This is a genomic window from Stenotrophomonas sp. A3_2 (assembly GCF_036624925.1).
Lineage (GTDB): Bacteria > Pseudomonadota > Gammaproteobacteria > Xanthomonadales > Xanthomonadaceae > Stenotrophomonas > Stenotrophomonas hibiscicola.
In genome coordinates this window covers 71,632-93,466 of the sequence record NZ_JAZKVY010000327.1, presented here as the reverse complement: position 1 = coordinate 93,466, position 21,835 = coordinate 71,632, and the positions used below count along the sequence as shown (strand labels likewise).

Genomic DNA, 21,835 nt, shown 5'->3' with positions numbered 1-21,835 from the left:
GATTCGCCTTGAGCAAGCACCATTGGTTTGATGTCCTAGTCAACAACTCGTTACCTTCGCTATCGAACACCGACTCTAGGGATGGATCCTAATCACCCTCCATCCGTTTGACTCAAGTGCAGCAAGGTGTGCAGTACTGACGCGGTCCTTGTGAGTTGCAATTGCCAAGAGGGTCGTCGGACGTGACATGCCAACGTAGAGACCCCGGTAAGCCGACTTGATGGACTTTGGCTTGCTTGGGATAGGACTCCCTAGTGCAATGCTGTCCATTGCGGCTCCAATATCGTGCCTTCTCAGATAGTGAACCATCGAATCAAGAACGAGCGTAGCAAGGTGCGTCTCACCTTTCACGGATGCAGTCGTCGCTATTTCAATCGACACAGAGCGGTCACCGTCATCAACCCGCATAACGTTGTCCGGGATGGAATGAGCCAGGCCGGCACCGGCGCCATCCTCCAATGCCGCAATGAAAGCTGCCTCGTCCACACCATCATCAAGATATGACCGCAACGTGTTGAACATATGCGACATCGTGCCTTGCCAGCTGTCTGTTCCGGCAAGACCGGTTGAGGTGACGAGGTGATGACGCAGACGACGGATAGGCTCCAGGTCCACACCTTTGCGCTCTAGTGCTCGTATGAGCCGATTCGCATCTCGCAGATCCTTCACTAGGGGACTGTTACCGGCTCTCAGACTGAGGAGTAATGCACGGGACACGTCCCGGGTACGTGAGGCCAAGCCCAAGGGGGAGCCGCCCCATCCTGCTGGGTCCGTCAGGAGTGTCCTGACACTCTCCTTCCCTCCACTCGTTGAGGAATTCATCGCATACACCGGGAAGTAGTCACCGACATGTCGGCCTAGGCCCGATCCAGAATCCCCCGTCTTGCGCGCGCAGATTGCCTTGACGGGCGCGCTCGCGAGCTGTGTGTCAGTCAGTTCTTCAAGAACAAGCCTCCCGAATCGCTCAATGACATTGGTGACTGTCGCATCATCGTAAAGAATGAGCGTAGGTGGCTGCTCAGAAGGACGATGGGATACCACACTTGCGGGATAGTCCTGAACCGATGAAACGACAGAGGCGATGTCGGTCGGAAATCGCTTCGTCGAGCTGACAGTGAGAGCCCCATCCCTGGGGAATGTAAGCTTAGCCTCCTCCTTTCCGCCGGACAGGATGCGCTGATTTCTATCACCGAAACGTTGGACTACCACCTCGTCGCCAAAGATGGAATCGAGCATTGCCTCTTGCTCCGCATCCGTATCCTGCATTTCATCAATTAGCACCAGCGGAAACCTAAAAGATGCGGCGACACTGACCGCAGGGAAATCCCTCAGCAGACGGTTGGCGAACGCAAACATATCTGCATGACGGAAGATCCCGCGCTTAGACAGCTCCCATTTGATCTCACTCGCCTGCTTCCCCGTCGGAGATTCTTTGCTAGGAAGCTGCCCCTTCTCGGTGCCAATCGCCAGATCCGCACCGACATGGATGAGCGTTCGGACGATGTCTTCACCGTTAGTCTGCCTCTTCAGCCAATTGCGAAGCGCCGGCTTCTTCCACATCAGATGGAGCGCATTCTTTCCGAATATTTCATTGTCGATCGAGTCAACATCGATGCCATGTGATCGAAGAAACGGGAGTGCGAGATAGGTATTTATAAATGAGTGAATAGTGCCAATGAAATGTGGGTGCCCCAAGAGGGGCGCACCTTGCGGACTGTCAGCCAGACGCTTGGAGATCTCCGCTGCAGCCACATTGGTATGGCTGATAACGCAGAGCCCTCTATTGGAATGCTTCCACTTCGAAGCAAGCAGGATCAACTTGGCTGCGAGAAGTGTTGTTTTGCCGCTGCCAGGCGCAGCCTGGACATCGCAAGACCCCATCATACGAAGAACTGCCGCCCTCTCTGGATCCGTGAAGTCCAGACCCGGCATCGCGTCCGATAGCAGCGCCAAGTCTTCGTCTGAGATCGTTGGTAAGCTCATACTGCTGTCCCCTCATGCTCGGGCTCAGCGTCACCGGTCTTACTTGGCCCGGAGGCATCGTCTGTCAAGGATGTCACGTGGACAAGCGCATGCCGAAGGTACGCCGGAAGTCGGTCGAGCAGATCCCTGCCTTTTCCGTACTTCCCGCTCGCCAAGAGCCGGGCGGCAAACTGCGCCGTAACAGCCTTTGATGCATCCCCCGCGTACAGCGGCTCGTAGATCTCACACGCAAGGGCCGTTGGGTTACCGACATGCTTTGCGCTCAGAATCATCCATTCTGCAGCGGCGTTTGCCACCATTTCGTCGATCTTGGAATCGTCAAACCCTTCCCCTTGCGAGCGCTTGATGCATGCCAATGCAATCGCCGTGAAGATGAGCTCCGAGCAGCCGCTGAGTGCAAGGTCATACTCAAGTGTCCAATGATCGGAGACAAAGACCCTTACTGCATCGTCGCCGGCGATCTGAACCCTATCGACCTTCTTCTGGACAGCTGCGTCTGCTTGAGCAGAATCGTAGTCGTGTTCAAATCGCTTTACGCCCTTCTTCTTGGGCACAGCGACATAAGAGGCCATTGTTGGAACGATATCCCGGTCCGTAATGCACGCTACTGGCATTCCGATAGAGACCGCGCTCTCAGCTCGCTGAAAAATCCTAGCGTAGTGATAGAGGCCTACATCACCCACATTGACGATCGAGACTCCGTGGGCGGAGAGGGAGAGGCCAGCTGCTTCAGCAAGGGCAGGAAGAAGCAGCGCCTCGCCCGGCCCCTCAACCACCAAGACGCCACGGGCGAAGAAGAGGTTAGCCTTGGTAGCATCCAAGAAGCGTTCAAGGTACTCGTAGTCCAGCCGGTCAAGACGCGTATCGGCTTGGCGGAGCGGATACGTCCGCGCCTTACGTACCAGAATGAGCGACTCCAGCGGCGCAGTGGTGGCCAAGGATGGGCTGTGCGTAGACATTAGAACCTGAACCGGTGAGTCGACGTCACCACTCTTCGCTTGCATCAGCTTGAGAACGCGATCCTGCAGTTGCGGGTGTAGATGAGCTTCCGGCTCCTCAATAAGAAGAAGCGGAAGCCCTTCGTCATCCCCGCTCAGCAGCACGAGCTCTGTGGCCATGAAGAGCGCGTTGTTGTACCCCAGCCCGCGCCCGCACTTCGCATCCTGATCAACTGCCGTGGGTGGAGTCAGGGACAGCTCAAATCGCTCGAGGATCTGCGTCAGGTTGCTTGAGCCGGCGATACGAATCCGGGATGTGAGTTCCTCCCCGTCAAAGGACATCTTTGAGAGATAGTTATTATTGATGTCATCCTGGACAATCCCGATTGTCGCGTGGCGTTGAATGTCATACTGAGCCCGGCTCATCATGCCTACTAGAGTCTCAGGAGGGTCGGTCGCAGCGGGGTCGAAGTCGTTCCTATCTTGCGCAACCATTGATTTGTGCGCTCCCAGTATCTGCGAAAGACGCGACATGCGACCTGGTCGTAGCTCTGCTTCGGCATCCCGGAGAGGGCGCAGGTACGTAGCACGCACCAACTCTCTCACAGCGGCGCCGATCTCCGGCCCTGCGCCGCCAACGCCGCTGTGTGTGACCGCAAAGACCCTCGCGCGCTTTCCGGGTGTTACGGGTATGCGAGTAGCCTTAAGGTGAAGAATCAGCGATCTGGTTCCGTCACTCTCGTAGGTCAACCATTCGAGGACCGCTGCCTCCTGTGGAACAGACAGCCCCTTTAAACAGGCCTCGATGGTCAGAGTATCAACCTGGGACGTGCCTTGGGCATGGAAATCCGACTCTTGCAGCCGAACGTTCTCGTAGCTGGTCGTCCAGAGGAGTAGACGTATGGCATCTATGATCGTGGTCTTCCCAGCGTCATTCTCTCCGATCAGAAGGTTCAGGCCTTCGTTGAGAGTGAGATCCAAGCTGGGTGAGGCCGCTGTTCCTCCGAACGCCCTGAATCCTTTCGCCTTGATGCGGTGCAGGTGCATTATTCCGTTCCTTCTACGGCCTGTTGTACGAAAGAGCGTCAGCTGTTGGCGGTGCCAGGCGGTGGTTTATGGCCAAGTCGCTCTGCAATCTTCCGCTGCTGGGATGTTAGGGAAGGCCAGATGAGATGCACCCTGCCGGTCTGCATGACCCTGAGGTCTTCCTTGTGCTTGTCGGTTGCTAGCGATATCTTGAAAAAGCCAGGGTTGTGATCGATGTCGTGCGTTTTCAGACGCCAAAGCACGACGAAGGCATACTTCGGGGTCAGCCTTCCGTTCTTCCGATAGTAAGCAAGTGCATTGGACAGAATGTCCTCTTTGCCACTTTTGCCCTTCTGTTCTGCGTCGCTAACACGCTGCAACTGCTCAATGCAGCTATCTTGTCGCATCTTGTCAGTCAGCTTGCTGAGCTTGGCCCGCGCCTCCACCTCGCTCAGCCTTCGACCTTCGTCGTAGACGGCAACTTGGAAGCGAAGAATGCACGTGGAACCCACGAGCATCTTGTTCCCATTATGCTCGTTGGCAATCTCGAACTGATATCGAAGCTGCTCCTGTTCACACAGCTCGCAAGTTTCGGATGGCTGCTCGTGATCGTATGTGTTCTCAGTGAATCGCCACTCCTGGAACGCAAGCGGGAGACTCTTGGCGAGAGACAGGGGGAGGATGTTGTCCCTAACACGTTCAATGAACTGCTGCATTCAATGCCCTCCAATATCATCGCAGTTGACGTCTGGTGCGGAGTTAGATTCAGCTATGCGATCTGAGGCACTACATATCCAGTTCAGGCTCATCCCGTGAGGGCTCTGGCGAGCAACGTCGCGTTACCCCTTTCCCCCTTGATGGCGAGCTGTACCCTCGATTAGCAAGCTTGCTAAGCACATGCTGAGGACTTCGGTCATAGTCCGTCATGGAGACGACCACCACGTAGCTAGGCAGCTCAGTTGCCCCGCCGGAGCTAAGCACGTCTAGCGCGTCTTGCTCAGGTAGGACATCTTGCCCCAGGCCCTCCCCAAGAGGCCTGCACAGTCCGAAGGCCACGAAGGATGCCAAGTCTGAGCCTTGCGTTCGAGTGTCGACCGGAATGTGTTCTCGCGCCATCCCCGCCTCGTCGAGATTGTAGGTCTCTATAAAGTGACGCACTGGGCTGACGGTGGGGAGCATGGCCGGAGAGCCACTCTTCGCGATGTGATAGAAGAGGAAGTGGTCTTTGCTTGCGTTCGTCAACTTCTGCAACTGAGTAAGTTTACGCGCGCCAGAGGGCTTGCTTCCAATGTTGGCCTTCCCACGCTCACTAATCTTGGCTTGCAGTAAAGCTACCTTGTGAACGCGCAGGTCCCCGACGTCTACTTGCACGATGACGCCAAGATCGGCTCCAGTCTGACGCTCGCCTCGCGTACCGGCGATCTGGACCAATTCCAGCTCCGCCTTTGCTCGGGGGTAGCCGAGATCCTTCAGGCGATTTTTGGCCCAACCTCGCAGCTCTTGCCTAAGCATTCCGGTGACAACCCCGGTGAGCACGTCCTCATTGGCAATGGAATCATGCAGATCCTCGGTGAACACTTGGGTCTGACTCAGAATTGCCCAGTAGAGAATCCACTGCACGGGATCGGCGAGATGTGCAGGCGAGAGAAGACATCTTGGGATCGCATGCCAGCGATCCGACCAATGTTCGAATTCTGCCATTGCGGCCGCCCAAGGTGGTCCCGGGCAGCCCCTCTGAATGATTTCTAGCGTAGTGCTTACCAATCCCTGGAATGGCGCGATTGCCGAGAAGCCAGGTCGCAGGTGCTCCATTCTGACAATGAGTTCCTCTCGCTCTTGTGCCCATGCACTCAGCGTTGACTCAGTGGGAAGTCGTTGGTATTGCGCACTTCCAAGCAGTTCAAGTGCATTGTTGAGCAGTCCCTTTTTCATCTCGCTATTGACTTGGGCTAAGAGATTCCCCAGCCCTGGCGCAATCCATGCGTTACGTTCGATCGCATCTGCTAGCGGCTCAATCAAAGTTCTTAGTTGAACGTGAAACTGGCTCAATATAGCGAGTTTTGTGGCCGCCTCCTTAGCAGCCTTCCTACGACTTATATGGAGCGCGTGCTGATCTCGCATGCCGGCCGCAACCGCCTCTCTTTGGGCCGTGACTTCGAGCTGGGTGGCGTGCTCGTACCGCTCGTTGAATTTAGCTTTTGCCTCACTTAGTGCCCGCTTCGCCTTAAAGACCGCAATTGGGCGGCGCAGCAGGCTAGCCTCGCCACTGGAACGCACAAGTTCTTGCGCGGCAGTCAGTTCCTTCCGCGCTCCACTGAGGAACTCCTCCAGTAGCTCTTCAGCTGATTTGAGGTTAGGAACGCTTGGTGCGTTGCATAGATCCTGTCTCGCGATTTCATGCGCGCCACGGCTGCGTGCCACCGCCTGCGATGTCGCGTCCAGCATCGATTTTAGTTGCGCCCCGTAGTCGCCACGACCGTGTTGTCGTACTTGGTCCATCAAGGCAGTTCCTTTGTAGTCTCTATTCACCCGTATTGGTTACATAACGGCAATGCGCATTAGTTCTGAAGCCTACACTCTTCTACAGGTAACAGCTTGCAGCATCCCCAGTATTCGCCCGCTGTCTGCTTTGTTCGCGCAAAGGGCTCCCACTCTGATGCAACGCTGGCAAGCTTGCGTCGAATTTCAAACTTTACGTAATCCCGTAGAGCCCGAAGCGAGGAGATCCTCATGAAAAGCGGCATCCATTCCAGAGGGAAATCACCGACCAGACCACGGAAGTGTGGCTAAGACTGTCCATCAGAAGTCTGCCCCTGCAGTGGACACAGAGGGGTCACATAAATAACTGATTTATAAGGTCATTTCCTGGCGTCTATGCAGCGGCTGTTACATGTGCACAAGTGGCTGGGCCGGCGACCGCAGCAACCGCTGCCTGTGCAGCGACGAACGCATCAACCGCTACCGTGCGCGCGTGTCCGGTCCGTTGCTGGACCGCATCGATCTGCATATCAGCGTGGCGCGTATGGACGCGGTGGAGCTGCGGGAGAGCACGCCGCTGGGGGAGCCCAGTGCTGCGGTACGTGCACGGGTGGAAGCCGCCCATGCCAAGCAGCAGGTGCGTGGCGGGCTCAACGCGCATCTGCCGCCGGCGGCACTGCGGGCCTGTACCCGACTGAGCGAGGCAGATCAGGACATGCTGGAACAGGCCATCGAGCGCCTGCAGCTGTCGGCGCGGGCGATGCACCGGATTCTGCGGGTGGCGCGCACGATTGCCGATCTGGCGGGTTGCGAGGGTATCCAGACCGCGCATCTGGCTGAGGCGATTGGCTATCGGCAGTTGGATCGGGGAAATGCATGAGCCTGATTGCCGGGAGCCCTCGTCCGCACGGGAGCAGCAACAATCAAAAAAATACCCCGGCCGCGTGCCCAGAAGGACAGAGACGGTACCGGGGTGTACCTGACCACCGTACCCCACACGGCGGCACACTGCAATCGGCACCAGTGGAGGCGTCCAGGCAGCGATGAGCCATGACAGATTCTAAGAAGCCCTTTCCCTGGAGCGCGTTGGCCGCTACCTGGATTGGGCGGGGGGCGACCGTAGCCGAGCCATCGCCCTGTATGGATGCAATACCCACTTGTCTGAAAGCCTCTACGCACCACTGCGGACGTTGGAAGTGGCACTGCGAAACCGCATCTACACCGTTCTGACCCAGGCCAAGGGCGAGGCGTGGTACGGCCGAGGCGCTGGCGCCCTGAAGGTTGCTCATCAACTCGAGCAGGTCGCCAAAGCCGTCAACGAATTGGTCAGAGCGGGAAAGACGGTAACAGCAGGCGGTGTGGTCGCCAGTCTCACCTTCAGTTTCTGGACAACAATGTTCAACAAGGACTACGAGGCCCTTTGGCAGCAGATCCTTCACCGGATTGCGGACCCCAGTGCGCCCAGGGGACTGAAGAGGAGGAGCTTTTCGGGACCGCTGACTCGCATACGCGTGCTACGCAACCGCATCGCCCATCACGAACCGATCCGCGGCTGGAACCTGCGCGGGCACCACGATGAGATTCTGACGCTGATCGAATGGCTATCGCCGCCCGCCGCGACATGGTGTCGTGAGAACAACCGCTTTCCCCAGGCATACCCGGAAGACGGAATCACCTTGGTATGTTCGCCCGAGTCGAATAGACGCTGACTGCGCGTGTCCTCCTGCAGCCGGGTGCGAAGAGCGGTCGACTAACAGTCGACCCCACCAAGGGCAGGCATCAGGCTGCCGAATGCAACCGTCCCCGCTTCGCCAGCAGCGCCACCCGACGGCTGACCAGCGCGTGCAGCTCCGCCAGCTCCGACGCCCGGTCAGCCGTCATGTTCCCGCCAAACAGCACCCGCGACAACGCCGCCTCGTCGCTGTCGTCCGGGTGCTGCCACCGGTCCCGGTACACCTTCTGGCACACCAGCCAGGCCAGCCGCAGCCCCCCACCGGGCAACGGACGGACCACGCGCTCGTAGACGTGCCAGAACTGGTACTCGGCCTGCAGGTCGATCACAGGTGTCACGGACGGCGCCTGCCGGGGCCGTCCTGGGCCCCGGATGCCGAACAGCGGGGTTCGCGGGTTGTACTGAGCCATGTCGACAGCATGACCCAGCAACATTGTGGGAACCTTGCGTCGCCGCCAGAAAATCCCTGTTGATTGCCCAAGGGGGGCCAGGTGGGTTTGGGGGCCGCCAAGTGCATCCACGCATGGCGTGGATCTACCTAGAAGGTCATCGAGGTACTGAACATCAGCTGCCGTGGCGCGCTGCGCTGCAGGGTCTGGTAGTCCCCCGAGAACGACGAGCCGGCAATGGTGGCGGTGCCGATGTTGTGGCGGTTGAACAGGTTGCTCACGTCCAGCCGCAGCTCCAGGCCGGGCACGGCGCTGTCCGCACCGAAGCGGTAAGCGGCGTAGGTGTTGACCTGCCAGAAGGTCGGCACGCGGATGTCGTTCTCGTAGGTGAAGGGCTGGCGCAGGTACGAGGTGCTGGTGGCACCAAAACGCCAGTCACCGAAGTGGGCGGACAGGTCGCTGACCAGCGAGATCTGCGGGTAGCCCGGCTGGGCGTTGCCCTTGATCGGGTACACCGTGTCACCCACCACGAAATCGCTGTCATAGTACGAACGGGCCACGGCCACGCCCTGGTAGAACTGCAGGTGGTCGGTCAGGTCGGCGGTGATGCCGAGGTCGGCACCGATCACGTGCATCTTCGGCATCAACCGCACGGTGTTGATCTGTGCGAACTGGGTGCCGATGGCAGCCGACAGCAGGCGGTTGCGGATGTCGTTGTAGAACACATCGCCGGTGATCGTCAGCCGGTCGAAGCGGTGCGATGCGCCCACGGTAAGATTCCAGTTCTTTTCCGGACGCAGGGTACCCGCCACGCGGTCGAACTCTTCCTGGTCGGTGATGGTCCACGCCGAGGCGGTGTAACCGATGTTGCCGCGCTGAGCGACGCGATAGCCGTTCATGGTATTGGCCAGGTCGATGAAGGCATCGGTGGATTCGGTCGGGCTCCAGAACAGCGAGACATGCGGCAGGAAGTTGCTCTTCGCGCGCAGCGTGCCGTTCACCGGCCGGTCCTTGGCATCGCCGAGGCCGCCGCCGCTGGTGCGGAAGTCCACGGCCTTGAAACCAACGCCCAGCTTCAGCGTGTCGTTCAACACGATGTCGTCCTGCAGGTAGAACTGGCGCGAGCGGGTCACCCAGCTCGATGCGTTGTCGGTCTTGAACGCGGGACCGTACACATCGAACGGACCGGTGGCCTTCAGCGGCGGGCCCTCGCCCAGCAGTGGCTGCTGGTACCACTCGGTCTTGGCCGCGGCCTTGCTCTTCTCCTGCCAGAAACCGGCAGTGAAGGTGTGCGCGCCGGTCTCGAACTGCAGGTTGACCATGCCGCCCAGGCGGTTGAGGCGCGGCGTCTGTACCTGTTCGGAGAACGGTGCGCCGTTGGGCGGCGGTACGGTCGGGTCGGTCAGCGTGGCCTGGGTGTGGCTGTTGGCGTTGTACAGCTGCACGTTGCCACTCAGCGCCGGGGTGATCTGGAAGCGATGGTTGATCGATGACACGCGGTCGCGGGTGGTCTGGCCGGTGTCGTACGGAATCAGTTCGGACAGCTCACCGCAGGTGTAGGCGCCGCAGGATTTGTCCGCGTTTTCCGGCGAGGCCACGTACCACGCCCACGCATAATCGGGATAGAAGATGTCGGCCTTCCAGCCCAGCTTGCGGATCATGTCGAAGGAGATGTTGTTGTAGCCCCAGACCTTGGCCTTGCTGTCGGACAGGAACACGGTGACATCGCCCCAGGCGACGTCCTGCTGCAGCTTCAGGTCGCCGCGCAGGAAGTTCTGCGTGCCCTCGCCCTGGTACTTGTCGGCGGACACGCGCTGCAGGTCGACCAGCACTTTCGGGCCATGCTCACCGAGCTGGCCGCTCTGCCCGGACACGGTGGTGACCAGCGTGTTGTTGCTGCCCACGCCCTGCTTCACGCGCAGGCTGGGCGTGTCCTGCAGCTCGCGCAGGCGGTATTCCAGGCTGCCGCCGTTGACGCTGCTGGAGAACACGCTGACCGGTGCGCCGCCAGGGCTGACCGTGATCGCGCCGATACCATCGGGCACGCCCACGTTCACCACGCTGGTGCCGGTGAGCGAGAGGAAGCCGTTGTCGTTCAGCGGCACGCCCTCGAAGGTGATGCCCATTTCATTCATGCGGAAGCCGCGCACGAACAGGCTGGTGGCCGAGATATCCAGGCCCAGCCCATCGGTGGCGGTGTAGCTGGCACCGGGCACCTGCTTGAGCATGGCCAGGCCGTTGTTGCCGGTGACCATCGCGTCGAGGTCTTCGGCCTTGATGATGTAGCGGTTGGGGCCGATCACCTGGGTCGGTGCCACGGCCGCACCGCGCGGTGTGGCGATGACCTGCAGGGCGTTGAGTGTAGTGGGCGTGTCGTGCGCGGCATCGTGCGTTTCTGCGGCGTACGCAGGGGCTGTGATGGCCGCGATGATCGCCAAGGCAAGGCGTGTCGTGGGTGGGGTGTTCATGGCAGCAGATCCAGGGTGTAGGGGGAAAGCGGCGCAGGCGCACGCCCAGCGCGTTGCAGCGCCGGTGTCGGCGCCCTGGCTGGCAGTGCGATCGCGTTGAGGGGGTAAAAGCGCGGCGCGCGTCGGTCAGCAGATGAAGACGATCATCTGCCGTGGGATTCGATGGCGTGATTTCGACGTGCGAAATTCTTGCATCGCGCTGCCGCATCCGCTATTGCGCGGTGGTACAGAGCCGATGGCGATGGGGATGGGTGGGCTATACGTGGGTATAGCCCCGCCGTGGTAGAGGCCGACCTCGGTTGGCGCTTGCCGTTTGTGTGTGCCAACCAAGATTGGCACCTACCTGGGCAACTGGACGCGCGGTTACTGCAGAACGAAACGCTCGATCGCGCGCGCCACGCCTTCATCGGCATTGCTGGTGGTCTCGAACCGCGCCACCGCCTTCACCGCGTCGATGGCATTGCCCATCGCCACGCTGGTGCCGGCGTACTGCAGCATGGTCAGGTCGTTCTCCTGGTCACCGATGGCCATCACGTTGGCACGGTCGATGCCCAGGTGCTCGGCCAGCTTCTGCAGGCTCGGGCCCTTGCCGGCGCGGTGGTCGAACACTTCCAGGAAGTACGGCGCGCTCTTCAGCACCGCGAAGCGCTCGGTCAGTTCGCTGGGCAGGCGCGCGATGGCGGCATCCAGCACGTCGGGCGCGTCGATCATCATCAGCTTGATGAAGGACATCGACGGGTCCATGTCTTCGACGCGGCGGTAGGACAGCGGCATCCGCGAAAGATGCGAGTCGGCCACGGTGTAATAGCTGATGTCCTGGTTGGGCGTGTACATGCGCTGGCTGTCCAGCGCCTGGAAGTGCACGCCCACTTCGCGGGCCACCTGCTCGCAGAACAGGAAATCGTCGAAGCTGAGCGGATACTCGACCACGGTTTCGCGCGTGCCGATGCGTTGCACCAGGCCGCCATTGCAGGCGATGCAGTAGTCGTCGTTGCCGATGATGCCGAGCTCGTGCATATACGGCGCCAGGCCCGGAACCGGGCGGCCACTGGTCAGCACGATGTGCACGCCTAGCGCGCGCGCCTGCGCGATGGCCTGCCGAGCGCGTGCGGTGAGCTGGTGCGACGGGTCCAGCAGCGTGCCATCCATGTCGATGGCGACCAGTTCGATGGTCGATTGCCTGCGGCCCATGTCCATTGCGTTCAACTCGTGCGGGGCACGCCAGTTTACCCCCTCATGCCCGGTTCACCTCTTTGCCCACGTTGGCCGGGATACTGCGGGAGCCTGTGCGTCCCCCACCGCAGGACGGCCCGTTGACCGCCCTTCCCTGGAGAACCTTGCGACGCATGACCTACCGTGCCCCCGAAACCAATGACAGCGCGCCCCTGGCCCAGCAGATCGAGCAGATGATCGACGAGCTGCCCGGCGACCAGGTGCGCGTCGGCACCCTGCTCAGCGCGCTGGGCGATGAGGGCCTGCTGCTGATCGTGATCCTGCTCTCGGCCATCTTCATCATCCCGGTGTCCATTCCAGGGCTGAGCACCGTGTTTGGCGCCTCGATCCTGTTGATCGGCCTGAGCCGTGTGCGCGACCGCCCGCTGTGGGTGCCGCAGAAGCTGGCGCGCCGCGAGATCGCCACCGACAAGCTGAAGGCCAACCTGGGCCGTGCGCTGAAGTGGGTGCACCGCATGGAGCGGCTGTCGCGGCCGATGCGGCTGGCGGTGATGGTGCGCTCGAAGAAGATGATGCGCCTGAACAACCTGATGCTGGTGTTCGCGACCCTGCTGCTGATGGCGCCGGCCGGGCCGATTCCTTTCAGCAACACGCTGCCGGCACTGGCGCTGATGTCGTTTGCGATTGGCTTCATCCAGCGCGATGGCGCGGCGGTGGCGGCCGGTTATGGTTTCGTAGTGGCAACGGTGGTGTATTTCGGCGTGCTGCTGGGCGGCGTGGGGTTTGCCGCCGAGTCGGTGTTCAGCGGGTTCCGCAGCAGTACTGCGGAACTGTAGAGCCGAGCCCATGCTCGACTTACGCGCGCACCGCGCGGGTTTCCGTGCACCGAACGAAGAGCAGCCGAGCATGGGCTCGGCTCTACAGAACTACTTGGCCGACACCCGCCACACCACGTCGCCCACGTCGTCGGCGACCAGCAGCGCGCCCTCTGCATCCATGGCCATCCCCACCGGTGCACCCATCAGGGTCTTCTCGTCCTTCGAGGTGAAGCCGCTGACCACGGTCTGCGGCCGCCCGGTCGGCTTGCCATCCTTGAATGGTACGTACACCACTTCGTAGCCGCTCAGCGGTGAACGGTCCCAGCTGCCGTGTTCGCCGATGAAGGCACCGCCGTGGTACTGCGCCGGCAGTGCCTGGCCGGTGTAGAACAGCAACCCCAGCGGCGCCACGTGCGAGCCGATCGCGTAGTCCGGTGTGATCGCCTTGGCCACCAGGTCCGGCCGCTGCGGCTGCACGCGTTCGTCCACGTGCTGGCCGTAGTAGCTGTAGGGCCAGCCGTAGAAGCCATCCTCCTTCACCGAAGTAAGGTAATCCGGCACCAGATCGGCACCGATCTCATCGCGTTCGTTCGCAACAGCCCACAGCTTCCCGGTGCTCGGCTCCCAGTCCAGCCCGGTCGGATTGCGGATGCCCGAGGCGTAGATGCGGCTGCCGCGGGTGGCCACGTCCACTTCCAGCACCACCGCACGGCGGTATTCGACGGCCAGGCCGTTCTCGGTGATGTTGCTGTTGGAGCCCACGCCCACATACAGCTTGCGGCCATCACGGCTGGCCAGCAGTTCCTTGGTCCAGTGGTGGTTGATGGTGCTGGGCAGGTCGGTGAACTCGCGGCCCTTGTCCGACATGCGGGTTTCGCCGGGCACGTAGTGGTACTGCATGATGTTGCCGGTGTTGGCCACGTACAGCGTGTCGCCGATCAGCTGGATGCCGAACGGCGAATGCAGGCCCTCGATGTAGACGTGCTGGGTCCACGTGTTCGTTCCCGGCGCGCGGCGCAGCAGGGTGACCCGGTTCCCGCCCTTGCCGGCCTTGCCCGAGCGCGCTTTGACCTTGCCTGCAATCCACTGCTTGGGCGTGGTGACCGGTTCTTCGCCGGGGCCGTTGCCTTCCACCACCAGTACGTCGCCATTGGGCAGGGTCAGCAGGCGCCGCGGATGCTGCAGGTTGGCGGCGATGCGCTCGATCTTCAGGCCCTCGGCCACCGTGGGGGTCTGTCCATCAGCCCAGCCGACGCCCTTGGGCACCTGCATCGGCGGCATCAGGAAGTTGGCCGGCTTGGGCAGCGGCGGCTGCGGGCCCGACTGGTCGGCGGGATGGTATTCAGCCTTGCCGGCGCAGGCCGACAGCATCACGGCCAGCGCCAGGGCGCCCATGGTGGGCAGGATGTGCTTAGCCATGACGACCTCCCTGCAGCACCGGCGGCTGCAGTGACAGCAGGATCAGGCCCAGGGCGATCAGGGCCACGGTCAGCGCCGACAGGATCGTGCCCGGCACCGCAACGGCGTACGCATCGCGGCTGTGCACGAAGGCGTTCCAGATGGCCAGCACCACCGCGACCAGGTTGAGCAAGAAGTCGATGCGGTCGATGCGGGTGGCCGTGCCGTTGCGGCGCCAGACCGCGAACAGGTTGATCAGGCGCGGCACGATGGCGATCAGCAGGCCGAAGGTGATCAGCCAGGCGGCTGCCTTGCCCCACATCACCTCGGCGCTGTTGAGGTAGATCGCGTCGAAGATCAGTGCGCCGACGAAGAAACCGAAGGGTATCGGGTTCAACAGGCTGAACAGTGTGGTGCCGAGGCCGCGATGAGCCTGGGCGAGCGGATTGACCATCATCGTGCTCCGTGCGGAAGGGTGCACGGGCTGTAGTAGCACAGCGCGATGTGAGGGCGCGCGATGATGACCCGGCGGGGCTGCCACACCCTCCGCGCAGGCACCGCGCTAAGTGGATTCGTCCTCGCGCACCTCGTGGAAGGGCAGCATCGTCTCGAAGCCGAATTCGTGTTCCATGCTGGTGCGGACCAGACCGCCGATGGCGTAGCGGCTGGTGTTGGCATGCACGTCTATGCCACCAGGCCGCCACTCGGTGCGCAGATGCAGCGTCTCTGCGCGTCGCATGACGATCCGTTCCTCCTGCAGCAGCGCGCGACGATGCTTCTTCATCAACAGGCGCAGCGGTTTCACCGTGGTGATGCCGAAGGCTGCCAGCTCGGGCAGCAACTCGCTGATATCGGCATCGTCGCCATAGTCGTGGCTGCGCGTATGCACGGACAGCACCACCTTGCGGATGACGGCAACCGAGAGCGGAGTCTGGTCCGCGCGTGCACGGGCACGCTGGCGTGCCTTCTTCATGTGTGACTTCACCTGCATGCGATTACCCACGTTCCCCGTACCTCGAAGCAAGCACGCGATGATGGCGTGAAGGCATTCGAGTGCCCCGTCATAACTTGACGTACTAAGTGTTTGTGACGCAATTGGCACATTCGCACATTGCGGGTGTGAAGAGGTAGGGGTTTGTTCGTTGTGTCGCGTTTGGCTCGTTGCGATGGGGCAGATCCGCCCCGCCGTCCTGCCATGCCGATTCACAACAGAAGGATTCGTGTATGAAGCGACACACGCAACGCTCCGCGCCACCGCGCTCTGCGCGCCTGGCCCTTGCCACTGCCCTGGTGCTGGGCAGTCTGGCCGTCACCGCCCAGGCCCAACAGGCCGATCCACTGGCGGGGATACAGTGGCACCTGCTCAACACCGGGCAGACGGTCCCGGCTGACACCCTGCCGGTGGCCGGCAACGACCTGAACGTGGATGGCCTGTTCCGCAACGGCATCCGCGGCCAGGGCGTCACCATCGCCATCGTCGATGATGGCCTGCAGATCGCGCACCCGGACCTGGCCGCCAACGTGGCGGCGGTGGCCGGCAAGAACTTCACCAATGGCTCGAACAACCCCACCCCGACCAACCCGGATGTCGACAACCACGGCACCATGGTCGGCGGCATTGCGGGCGCGGTGGGCGCCAACAACCTGGGCGTGCGCGGTGTGGCGCCGGCGGCGACGCTGAAAGGCTTCAACCCGATTTCGCGCTCGGCCCTGGGCAACCAGCAGAGCAACATCGAGTACGCCTGGTGGGACGGCGCGGAGTCGGCCGACGTGCAGGTGTTCAACAACAGCTGGGGTGCCGGCCCGGGCAATCCGAACCTGCCGCTGGCGTACAGCGAAAACACGATTCGTTCGTATGAGCAGGCACTGTCGGGCACGCGCGGTGGCCGTGGCGGCATCTACGTGAAGTCGGCCGGCAACAACTTCAACAATGCCTCGATCAGCCAGACCCAGGATGTCTGCACCACCGACACCAAGAACCGCAACACCGGCTGCGTGCCGGCCGGACGCGATCCGCGCAACAACCTGTTCAACGTGATCACCGTAGGCGCGGTGCGTGCCGATGGCGTGCGCTCGTCCTACTCCTCCACCGGCTCGGCGCTGTGGGTCTCGGCCTTTGGCGGTGAGTACGGCCTGCAGGCCCAGTACGCCCCCGGCCTGGTGGCACGCGCCTACGACCCGGCCATCGTCACCACCGACGTGACCGGGTGCGCGCAGGGCAGCAACAAGAACACCAACCGCCAGAACACCCTGGACAGCAACCTGTCGGCCATCGACAGCACCTGCAACTACACCGCCAAGATGAACGGCACCTCGGCGTCGGCGCCGATGGTCTCGGGCGTGGCGGCGCTGGTGCTGGAAGCCAATCCGAACCTGTCCTATCGCGATGTGAAGTACATCCTGGCTACCACCGCCACCCGCAACCACCCGAACCAGCCGGCGGTGACGCTGGCCGACGGCCGCACGCTGGTGCCGGGCTGGACGGTGAATGCTGCCGGCCGTGCCTACAGCAACTGGTATGGCTTCGGCGTGGTCAACGCTGCACGCGCGGTGCAGGTGGCCGAGAACTTCCAGTCGCTCGGTGCGCTGGTCGATAGCGGCTGGCGCAACACCACGCGTACCGTGGCCATCGGCAACACCTCGGCCGCCGCCGCACGCCTGACCTTCCAGCTGGCCAACGGCGCGCGCAACATCGAGAGCGTGCAGCTGGGCTTCCGGGTCAACCACCGCAACACGCGCCAGCTGCAGTTCGTGCTGGTGTCGCCCAGCGGCACCCGCAGCGTGGTGCAGCCGGCGTTCACCGTGATCGGTTCGGGCACGGGTGGCGCGCAGAGCAACTTCACCAGCTGGGACCTGCTGTCCAGCAATGCCTTCCTGGATGAGAACGCCACAGGCACCTGGACGCTGGAAGTGACCGACATGGGGCAGGCCGCGACCGCTGCATCGCGTGGCAACCTCGAATTCTTCAAGATCCGCGTTCTGGGGCACTGATGATGAAGACGACCATTCTGTTGAGCACGCTCACCTTCGCGGTGATGACCTCCCCTGCCTGGGCACAGAGCTCGGGGCAGACCCCTCCGGCCAGGACCCTGTCGACCGTGGATGCGCAGGAACTGAAGGCATCCGCTACCGGCCGCTCGTTCGACGTGGGCGGCACGCGTTTCCAGCTGTCGCCCTCGGCCACCGTGAAGCAGGCCAGCGGCGGCCAGTTCACGATCACCCCGCAGGCGGCGGCGACCACCAGCTCGCGGACCAAGCGTTCGCTGGATGGCGCCGCCGCCGCGCCTGCTGATGCCGGCGCCGGCAAGTTCGCGGCGGCGGTCTCCCGTGACGGCGCGCCGGTGGTGGCGACCTCGCGGGTCAAGGTGTTCTTCACCGATGCGGCCTCGGCCCAGCGTGCGGCTACGGCTACCGGCGGCACCGTGGTGAAGGTCTCCAAGGCGTCGGGCCAGGCCATCGTGGAGTATCCGTCGGTGAACGCGGCGCTGGATGCGACCACCAGGCTGCTGTCCACCGCCGGGATCCGCGCCACCGAGCCGGACGTGGTGCAGTGGGAAGAGACCAAGTAGGGCGTTGAGTGGTGCCCCCGGCCGGTCGGCTCTCCTGGCCGGCCGGGGGATGGGTGTGTGGGGAAGTGCCGACCAACGGTCGCACCCACCGCGGTGGAGGTGACGTCAGCGGGCGGCGAGTGTGTCGCTGTGCTTGCGGCTGCAGCTGGCCAGTGCGTCGTTGCCGGCGGCTGGATGAGCGGGCTCCAGCAGCAGGCGCTGCACGTCGGAGAACAGCTTGTCCACCGGCATGCCATAGGGCGCGAACAGGCGCAGGCGGCCCTGGCGGTCGAACACGTAGCCGCCCGCGATGTGGCTCATGGTGTAGGTCTCCGGCACCTGGCCGGGTTCCTTCTCGTAGAACGCCTTGAAGTCGCTGGCCATCGCGGCCAACTGCGCTTCGTTGCCAACCAGTGCGATCGCCTTGGGGTCGAAGGCTTCCACATAGGTGCGTGCCACCTCCGGCGTATCACGCGCCGGGTCGACGCTGACGAACACCACCTGCAGCTGGTCGGCATCCTTGCCCATCAGGTGCTTGACCTGGCTCAGCTCGACCATGGTGGTCGGGCACACATCCGGGCAGCTGGTGAAACCGAAGAACAGATAGGTCACCTGCCCCTGCAGGTCCTTCGGGCCACGCACGGTTCCGTGGCTATCGGGCATCGACCACTGCTGACCAAGTTCTTCGCAGGCGATGTCCTTGGAGTAGAAGTCCATGCGCGACTGCGCACTGCAGCCAGCCAGCAGGCCGATGGCCAGGCCTGCCAGCAGCGGCAGGCGGAAACGAGGAGAGAACAACGAACGGACAACAGCAGCAGGACGCTTCACGGGTACCACCAACGCAGATGCGGGCGGGGTCTCGGTCAGGCCTGCCCTTGGGGGAATAGAGGGCTGAGGTGCCGGGGTGATCGCGCGATCCGTGCCGATCACCCCGGCCACGGTCAGTTGATCATCATGTGGTAGTGCATGCTCCAGATGATCCACACCGACAGCGCGACGATGATGAACAGGATCACCAGGGTGAACACGAAGCTGGCCAGGTTCCAGCCACCTTCGGACTTGCGGTCCATGTGCAGGAAATAGACCAGCTGCACCAGGATCTGCGCCACCGCGAAGCCGACCAGCAGGAACAGCGTGAGCGGCCGCGACAGCACCGGGTTCATCACCAGCGCGAACGGCACCACGGTCAGCAGCGCGCACAGCACGAAGCCGATCAGGTAGGACTTGGTGGAGCCGTGCGCATTGCCGGCGCGCGAGGTTTCGACGTGGGCCATGTCAGAAGGCTCCGATCAGGTAGACGAAGGTGAAGACGCAGATCCACACCAGGTCCAGGAAGTGCCAGAACAGGCTCAGGCACGACACGCGGGTGATGTTGGTCGGGGTCAGGCCACGGCGGTAGACCTGGTGCATGACCACCGCCATCCAGATCAGGCCGCTGGCCACGTGCAGGCCGTGGGTGGCGACCAGCGCGAAGAACGCCGACAGGTAGGCACTGGTGCTGGGGCCTGCGCCTTCGTGGATCAGGTGCGAGAACTCATAGATCTCCATGCCGATGAACGAGGCACCGAGCACGAAGGTCACGCCCAGCCAGCGCAGCACCGCCGACGCATCGTGGCGATGCATCGCCAGCACGGCCTGGCCGTAGGTGATGCTGGACACAAGCAGCAGGAAGGTCTCGGCCATCACGAACGGCAACGAGAACAGCTCCTTGCCGGTGGGGCCGCCGGCATAGGCGGTGCTGAGCACCGCATACGAGGCGAACAGCGAACCGAACAGCACCAGGTCGGACATGAGGTAGACCCACATGCCGAACACCTTCATGCCGCCCTGCTCGTGGCTGTGGTCGTGTTCGTGGTGGTCCTCGTGTGCCTGCGTGCCGGTGGCCAGCTCGGGGCGGGTCAACAGGTTCATGCGCGTACCTCCTTCAGCTTGGCAAGGTTGGCCGCTTCAGTGCGCGCCACCTCTTCGGAACTGACGTAGTAGTCCACGTCCTCGTCGTAGGACCGCACGATCAGGGTGACGATCATCGCGATGAAGCTGGCCGCGGCCATCCACCAGATGTGCCAGACCAGGGCGAAGCACAGCACCAGGATCCAGATGTTGAGGATCAGTGGCACGCCGGTGTTCTTCGGCATGTGGATCGGCGCGTACTTCTTCGGCGGCGGCGGCAGGCCGCGCTTCTTCGCTTCGTGGAAGGCGTCCAGCTCATCGGCCTTGGGCACCACCGCGAAGTTGTAGAACGGCGGCGGCGACGGCGTGGCCCATTCCAGCGTGCGCGCATTCCACGGGTCGCCGGTCAGGTCCAGGTTGCGCTTGCGGTCGCGAACGCTCACGTAGATCTGCACCAGCATCAGGATGATGCCCGCGAACACGAACAGCGCGCCGATGAAGGCAGCGATCAGGTACGGCGTCCACGCCGGGTTGTCGTACTGGTTCATGCGACGGGTCATGCCCATGAAGCCCAGCATGTACAGCGGCATGAAGGCCAGGTAGAAGCCGATCACCCAGCAGGCGAACGACCACTTGCCCAGGCGCTCGTTGAGGGTGAAGCCGAACACCTTCGGGAACCAGTAGGCGAAGCCGGCCAGGTAGCCGAACAGCGCGCCGCCGATGATGGTGTTGTGGAAGTGGGCGACCAGGAACAGGCTGTTGTGCAGCAGGAAGTCCGCGCCCGGAATGGCCAGCAGCACGCCGGTCATGCCACCGATGGTGAAGGTGACCAGGAACGCGATGGTCCACAGCATCGGCACGCTGAACTCGACGCGGCCACCGTACATGGTGAACAGCCAGGTAAAGATCTTAACGCCGGTGGGAATGGCGATGATCATCGTCATGATGCCGAAGAAGGCATTGACGCTGGCACCGGAACCCATGGTGAAGAAGTGGTGCAGCCAGACGATGAACGACAGGATGCCGATCGCCAGCGTGGCGCCCACCATCGACTTGTAACCGAACAGCTTCTTGCGCGCGAACGTGGCAGTGACTTCAGAGAAGATGCCGAACGCCGGCAGCACCAGGATGTACACCTCCGGATGGCCCCAGGCCCACACCAGGTTCACGTACATCATCGGGTTGCCACCCAATGTGTTGGTGTAGAAGTTGAAGTCCAGGTAGCGATCCAGGGTGAGCGCGCCCAGCGCCACGGTCAGGATCGGGAAGGCGGCGATGATGATCACGCTGGTGACCAGCACGGTCCAGGTGAACACCGGCATCTTCATCAGGGTCATGCCCGGCGCACGCATGCGCAGGATGGTGATGAACAGGTTGACGCCGGTCAGCAACGTACCGATGCCGGACGCCTGCAGGGCCCAGATGTAGTAGTCGACACCTACGCCTGGACTGAACTCGATGCCCGACAGCGGCGGATAGGCGACCCAGCCGGTCATGGCGAATTCGCCAACGCCCAGCGAGATCATCATCAGCGCCGCGCCGACCACGAAGATCCAGAAGCTGAAGGCGTTGAGGAACGGGAACGCCATGTCGCGCGCACCAATCTGCAGCGGCACGATGATGTTCATCAGGCCGACCACGAACGGGGTGGCCACGAAGAAGATCATGATCACGCCGTGCGCGGTGAAGATCTGGTCGTAGTGCTCGGGCGGCAGGAAGCCGTCACTGCCTGGCCCGGCCGCGGCCAGCTGTGCGCGCATCATCAGCGCGTCGGCGAAGCCGCGCACCAGCATGACCAGCGCCACCACCACGTACATGATGCCGATCTTCTTGTGGTCCACGGTGGTGAACCAGTCGCGCCACAGCGGGCCCCACAGCTTGAAGTACGTCACTGCGCCAAGCAGCGCGAGGCCACCCAGCACCATGGCCGCCAATGTGACCACGACGATCGGCTCGTGCAGCGGCACGGCCTCCCACGTCAATTTACCCAACAT

At 62.3% G+C, this 21,835-nt stretch carries 18 protein-coding genes and 1 pseudogene; 5 read left to right on the top strand and 14 right to left on the bottom strand.

What is annotated here, in order from left to right; all coding sequences use genetic code 11:
- Positions 1-75 precede the first annotated feature (75 nt).
- The 4 genes from R5H29_RS15475 to R5H29_RS15460 all read right to left on the bottom strand — a co-directional run bounded on the left by R5H29_RS15475 (position 76) and on the right by R5H29_RS15460 (position 6,446).
- Entirely contained in the window at positions 76-1,983 is a 1,908-nt protein-coding gene (locus R5H29_RS15475; RefSeq protein WP_332329412.1) for a UvrD-helicase domain-containing protein, read from the bottom strand.
- Complete coding sequence (locus tag R5H29_RS15470; protein ID WP_332329411.1) at positions 1,980-3,968, bottom strand: AAA family ATPase; 1,989 nt, start codon at positions 3,966-3,968, stop codon at positions 1,980-1,982. Before R5H29_RS15470 ends, R5H29_RS15475 begins: the two co-directional genes overlap by 4 nt.
- 38 nt (positions 3,969-4,006) lie before the next feature.
- Positions 4,007-4,663 carry a hypothetical protein gene (locus R5H29_RS15465; RefSeq protein WP_332329410.1) on the bottom strand — a complete coding sequence of 219 codons (657 nt, stop codon included), beginning with the start codon at positions 4,661-4,663 and terminating at the stop codon, positions 4,007-4,009.
- Positions 4,664-4,733: 70 nt separating this feature from the next.
- Positions 4,734-6,446, bottom strand: coding sequence for a hypothetical protein (locus R5H29_RS15460; RefSeq protein ID WP_332329409.1), 1,713 nt, complete (start codon positions 6,444-6,446; stop codon positions 4,734-4,736).
- 394 nt (positions 6,447-6,840) lie between these two features.
- Here R5H29_RS15460 and R5H29_RS15455 point away from each other — a divergent pair.
- Both R5H29_RS15455 and R5H29_RS15450 read left to right on the top strand, forming a co-directional pair.
- A pseudogene (locus R5H29_RS15455) lies at positions 6,841-7,305 on the top strand (ATP-binding protein); the annotation flags it as partial.
- Between the two features lie 196 nt (positions 7,306-7,501).
- A complete protein-coding gene (locus R5H29_RS15450; protein ID WP_332329427.1) occupies positions 7,502-8,134 on the top strand; it encodes an Abi family protein in 633 nt (210 codons plus the stop codon).
- Between the two features lie 70 nt (positions 8,135-8,204).
- On the opposite strand, the gene R5H29_RS15445 is transcribed toward R5H29_RS15450, so the two are convergent.
- The 3 genes from R5H29_RS15445 to yidA all read right to left on the bottom strand — a co-directional run bounded on the left by R5H29_RS15445 (position 8,205) and on the right by yidA (position 12,211).
- Positions 8,205-8,591 carry a hypothetical protein gene (locus tag R5H29_RS15445; protein WP_332329408.1) on the bottom strand — a complete coding sequence of 129 codons (387 nt, stop codon included), beginning with the start codon at positions 8,589-8,591 and terminating at the stop codon, positions 8,205-8,207.
- Positions 8,592-8,695: 104 nt separating this feature from the next.
- On the bottom strand, positions 8,696-11,014 hold the full coding sequence (locus tag R5H29_RS15440; protein WP_332329407.1) for a TonB-dependent receptor domain-containing protein: 2,319 nt from the start codon (positions 11,012-11,014) through the stop codon (positions 8,696-8,698).
- 363 nt (positions 11,015-11,377) lie between these two features.
- Positions 11,378-12,211, bottom strand: coding sequence for a sugar-phosphatase (yidA, locus tag R5H29_RS15435; RefSeq protein WP_332329406.1), 834 nt, complete (start codon positions 12,209-12,211; stop codon positions 11,378-11,380).
- 149 nt (positions 12,212-12,360) lie between these two features.
- Here yidA and R5H29_RS15430 point away from each other — a divergent pair, with 149 nt between their 5' ends.
- Entirely contained in the window at positions 12,361-13,023 is a 663-nt protein-coding gene (locus tag R5H29_RS15430) for an exopolysaccharide biosynthesis protein (RefSeq protein WP_111098655.1), read from the top strand.
- Between the two features lie 90 nt (positions 13,024-13,113).
- Here R5H29_RS15430 and R5H29_RS15425 read toward each other — a convergent pair whose 3' ends face one another.
- The 3 genes from R5H29_RS15425 to R5H29_RS15415 all read right to left on the bottom strand — a co-directional run bounded on the left by R5H29_RS15425 (position 13,114) and on the right by R5H29_RS15415 (position 15,376).
- Positions 13,114-14,424 (bottom strand): sorbosone dehydrogenase family protein, encoded by a 1,311-nt coding sequence (locus R5H29_RS15425; RefSeq protein WP_188249700.1) that lies wholly within the window; start codon positions 14,422-14,424, stop codon positions 13,114-13,116.
- Positions 14,417-14,857 (bottom strand): DUF2231 domain-containing protein, encoded by a 441-nt coding sequence (locus tag R5H29_RS15420; protein ID WP_021201954.1) that lies wholly within the window; start codon positions 14,855-14,857, stop codon positions 14,417-14,419. Before R5H29_RS15420 ends, R5H29_RS15425 begins: the two co-directional genes overlap by 8 nt.
- 108 nt (positions 14,858-14,965) lie before the next feature.
- A complete protein-coding gene (locus tag R5H29_RS15415) occupies positions 14,966-15,376 on the bottom strand; it encodes a hypothetical protein (protein ID WP_242015502.1) in 411 nt (136 codons plus the stop codon).
- 251 nt (positions 15,377-15,627) lie between these two features.
- Here R5H29_RS15415 and R5H29_RS15410 point away from each other — a divergent pair, with 251 nt between their 5' ends.
- Entirely contained in the window at positions 15,628-17,394 is a 1,767-nt protein-coding gene (locus tag R5H29_RS15410; RefSeq protein ID WP_332329405.1) for a S8 family serine peptidase, read from the top strand.
- A complete protein-coding gene (locus R5H29_RS15405) occupies positions 17,394-17,972 on the top strand; it encodes a DNA breaking-rejoining protein (RefSeq protein ID WP_332329404.1) in 579 nt (192 codons plus the stop codon). The genes R5H29_RS15410 and R5H29_RS15405 overlap by 1 nt, the downstream gene beginning before the upstream one ends.
- Positions 17,973-18,077: 105 nt before the next feature.
- Here R5H29_RS15405 and R5H29_RS15400 read toward each other — a convergent pair whose 3' ends face one another.
- The 4 genes from R5H29_RS15400 to cyoB all read right to left on the bottom strand — a co-directional run bounded on the left by R5H29_RS15400 (position 18,078) and on the right by cyoB (position 21,835).
- Complete coding sequence (locus R5H29_RS15400; protein WP_010482109.1) at positions 18,078-18,749, bottom strand: SCO family protein; 672 nt, start codon at positions 18,747-18,749, stop codon at positions 18,078-18,080.
- A 143-nt stretch (positions 18,750-18,892) separates the two neighbouring features.
- Positions 18,893-19,225, bottom strand: coding sequence for a cytochrome o ubiquinol oxidase subunit IV (gene cyoD / locus R5H29_RS15395; RefSeq protein ID WP_005411473.1), 333 nt, complete (start codon positions 19,223-19,225; stop codon positions 18,893-18,895).
- A 1-nt stretch (position 19,226) separates the two neighbouring features.
- Complete coding sequence (cyoC, locus tag R5H29_RS15390) at positions 19,227-19,862, bottom strand: cytochrome o ubiquinol oxidase subunit III (RefSeq protein ID WP_329846286.1); 636 nt, start codon at positions 19,860-19,862, stop codon at positions 19,227-19,229.
- Complete coding sequence (cyoB, locus tag R5H29_RS15385) at positions 19,859-21,835, bottom strand: cytochrome o ubiquinol oxidase subunit I (protein ID WP_006474876.1); 1,977 nt, start codon at positions 21,833-21,835, stop codon at positions 19,859-19,861. Before cyoB ends, cyoC begins: the two co-directional genes overlap by 4 nt.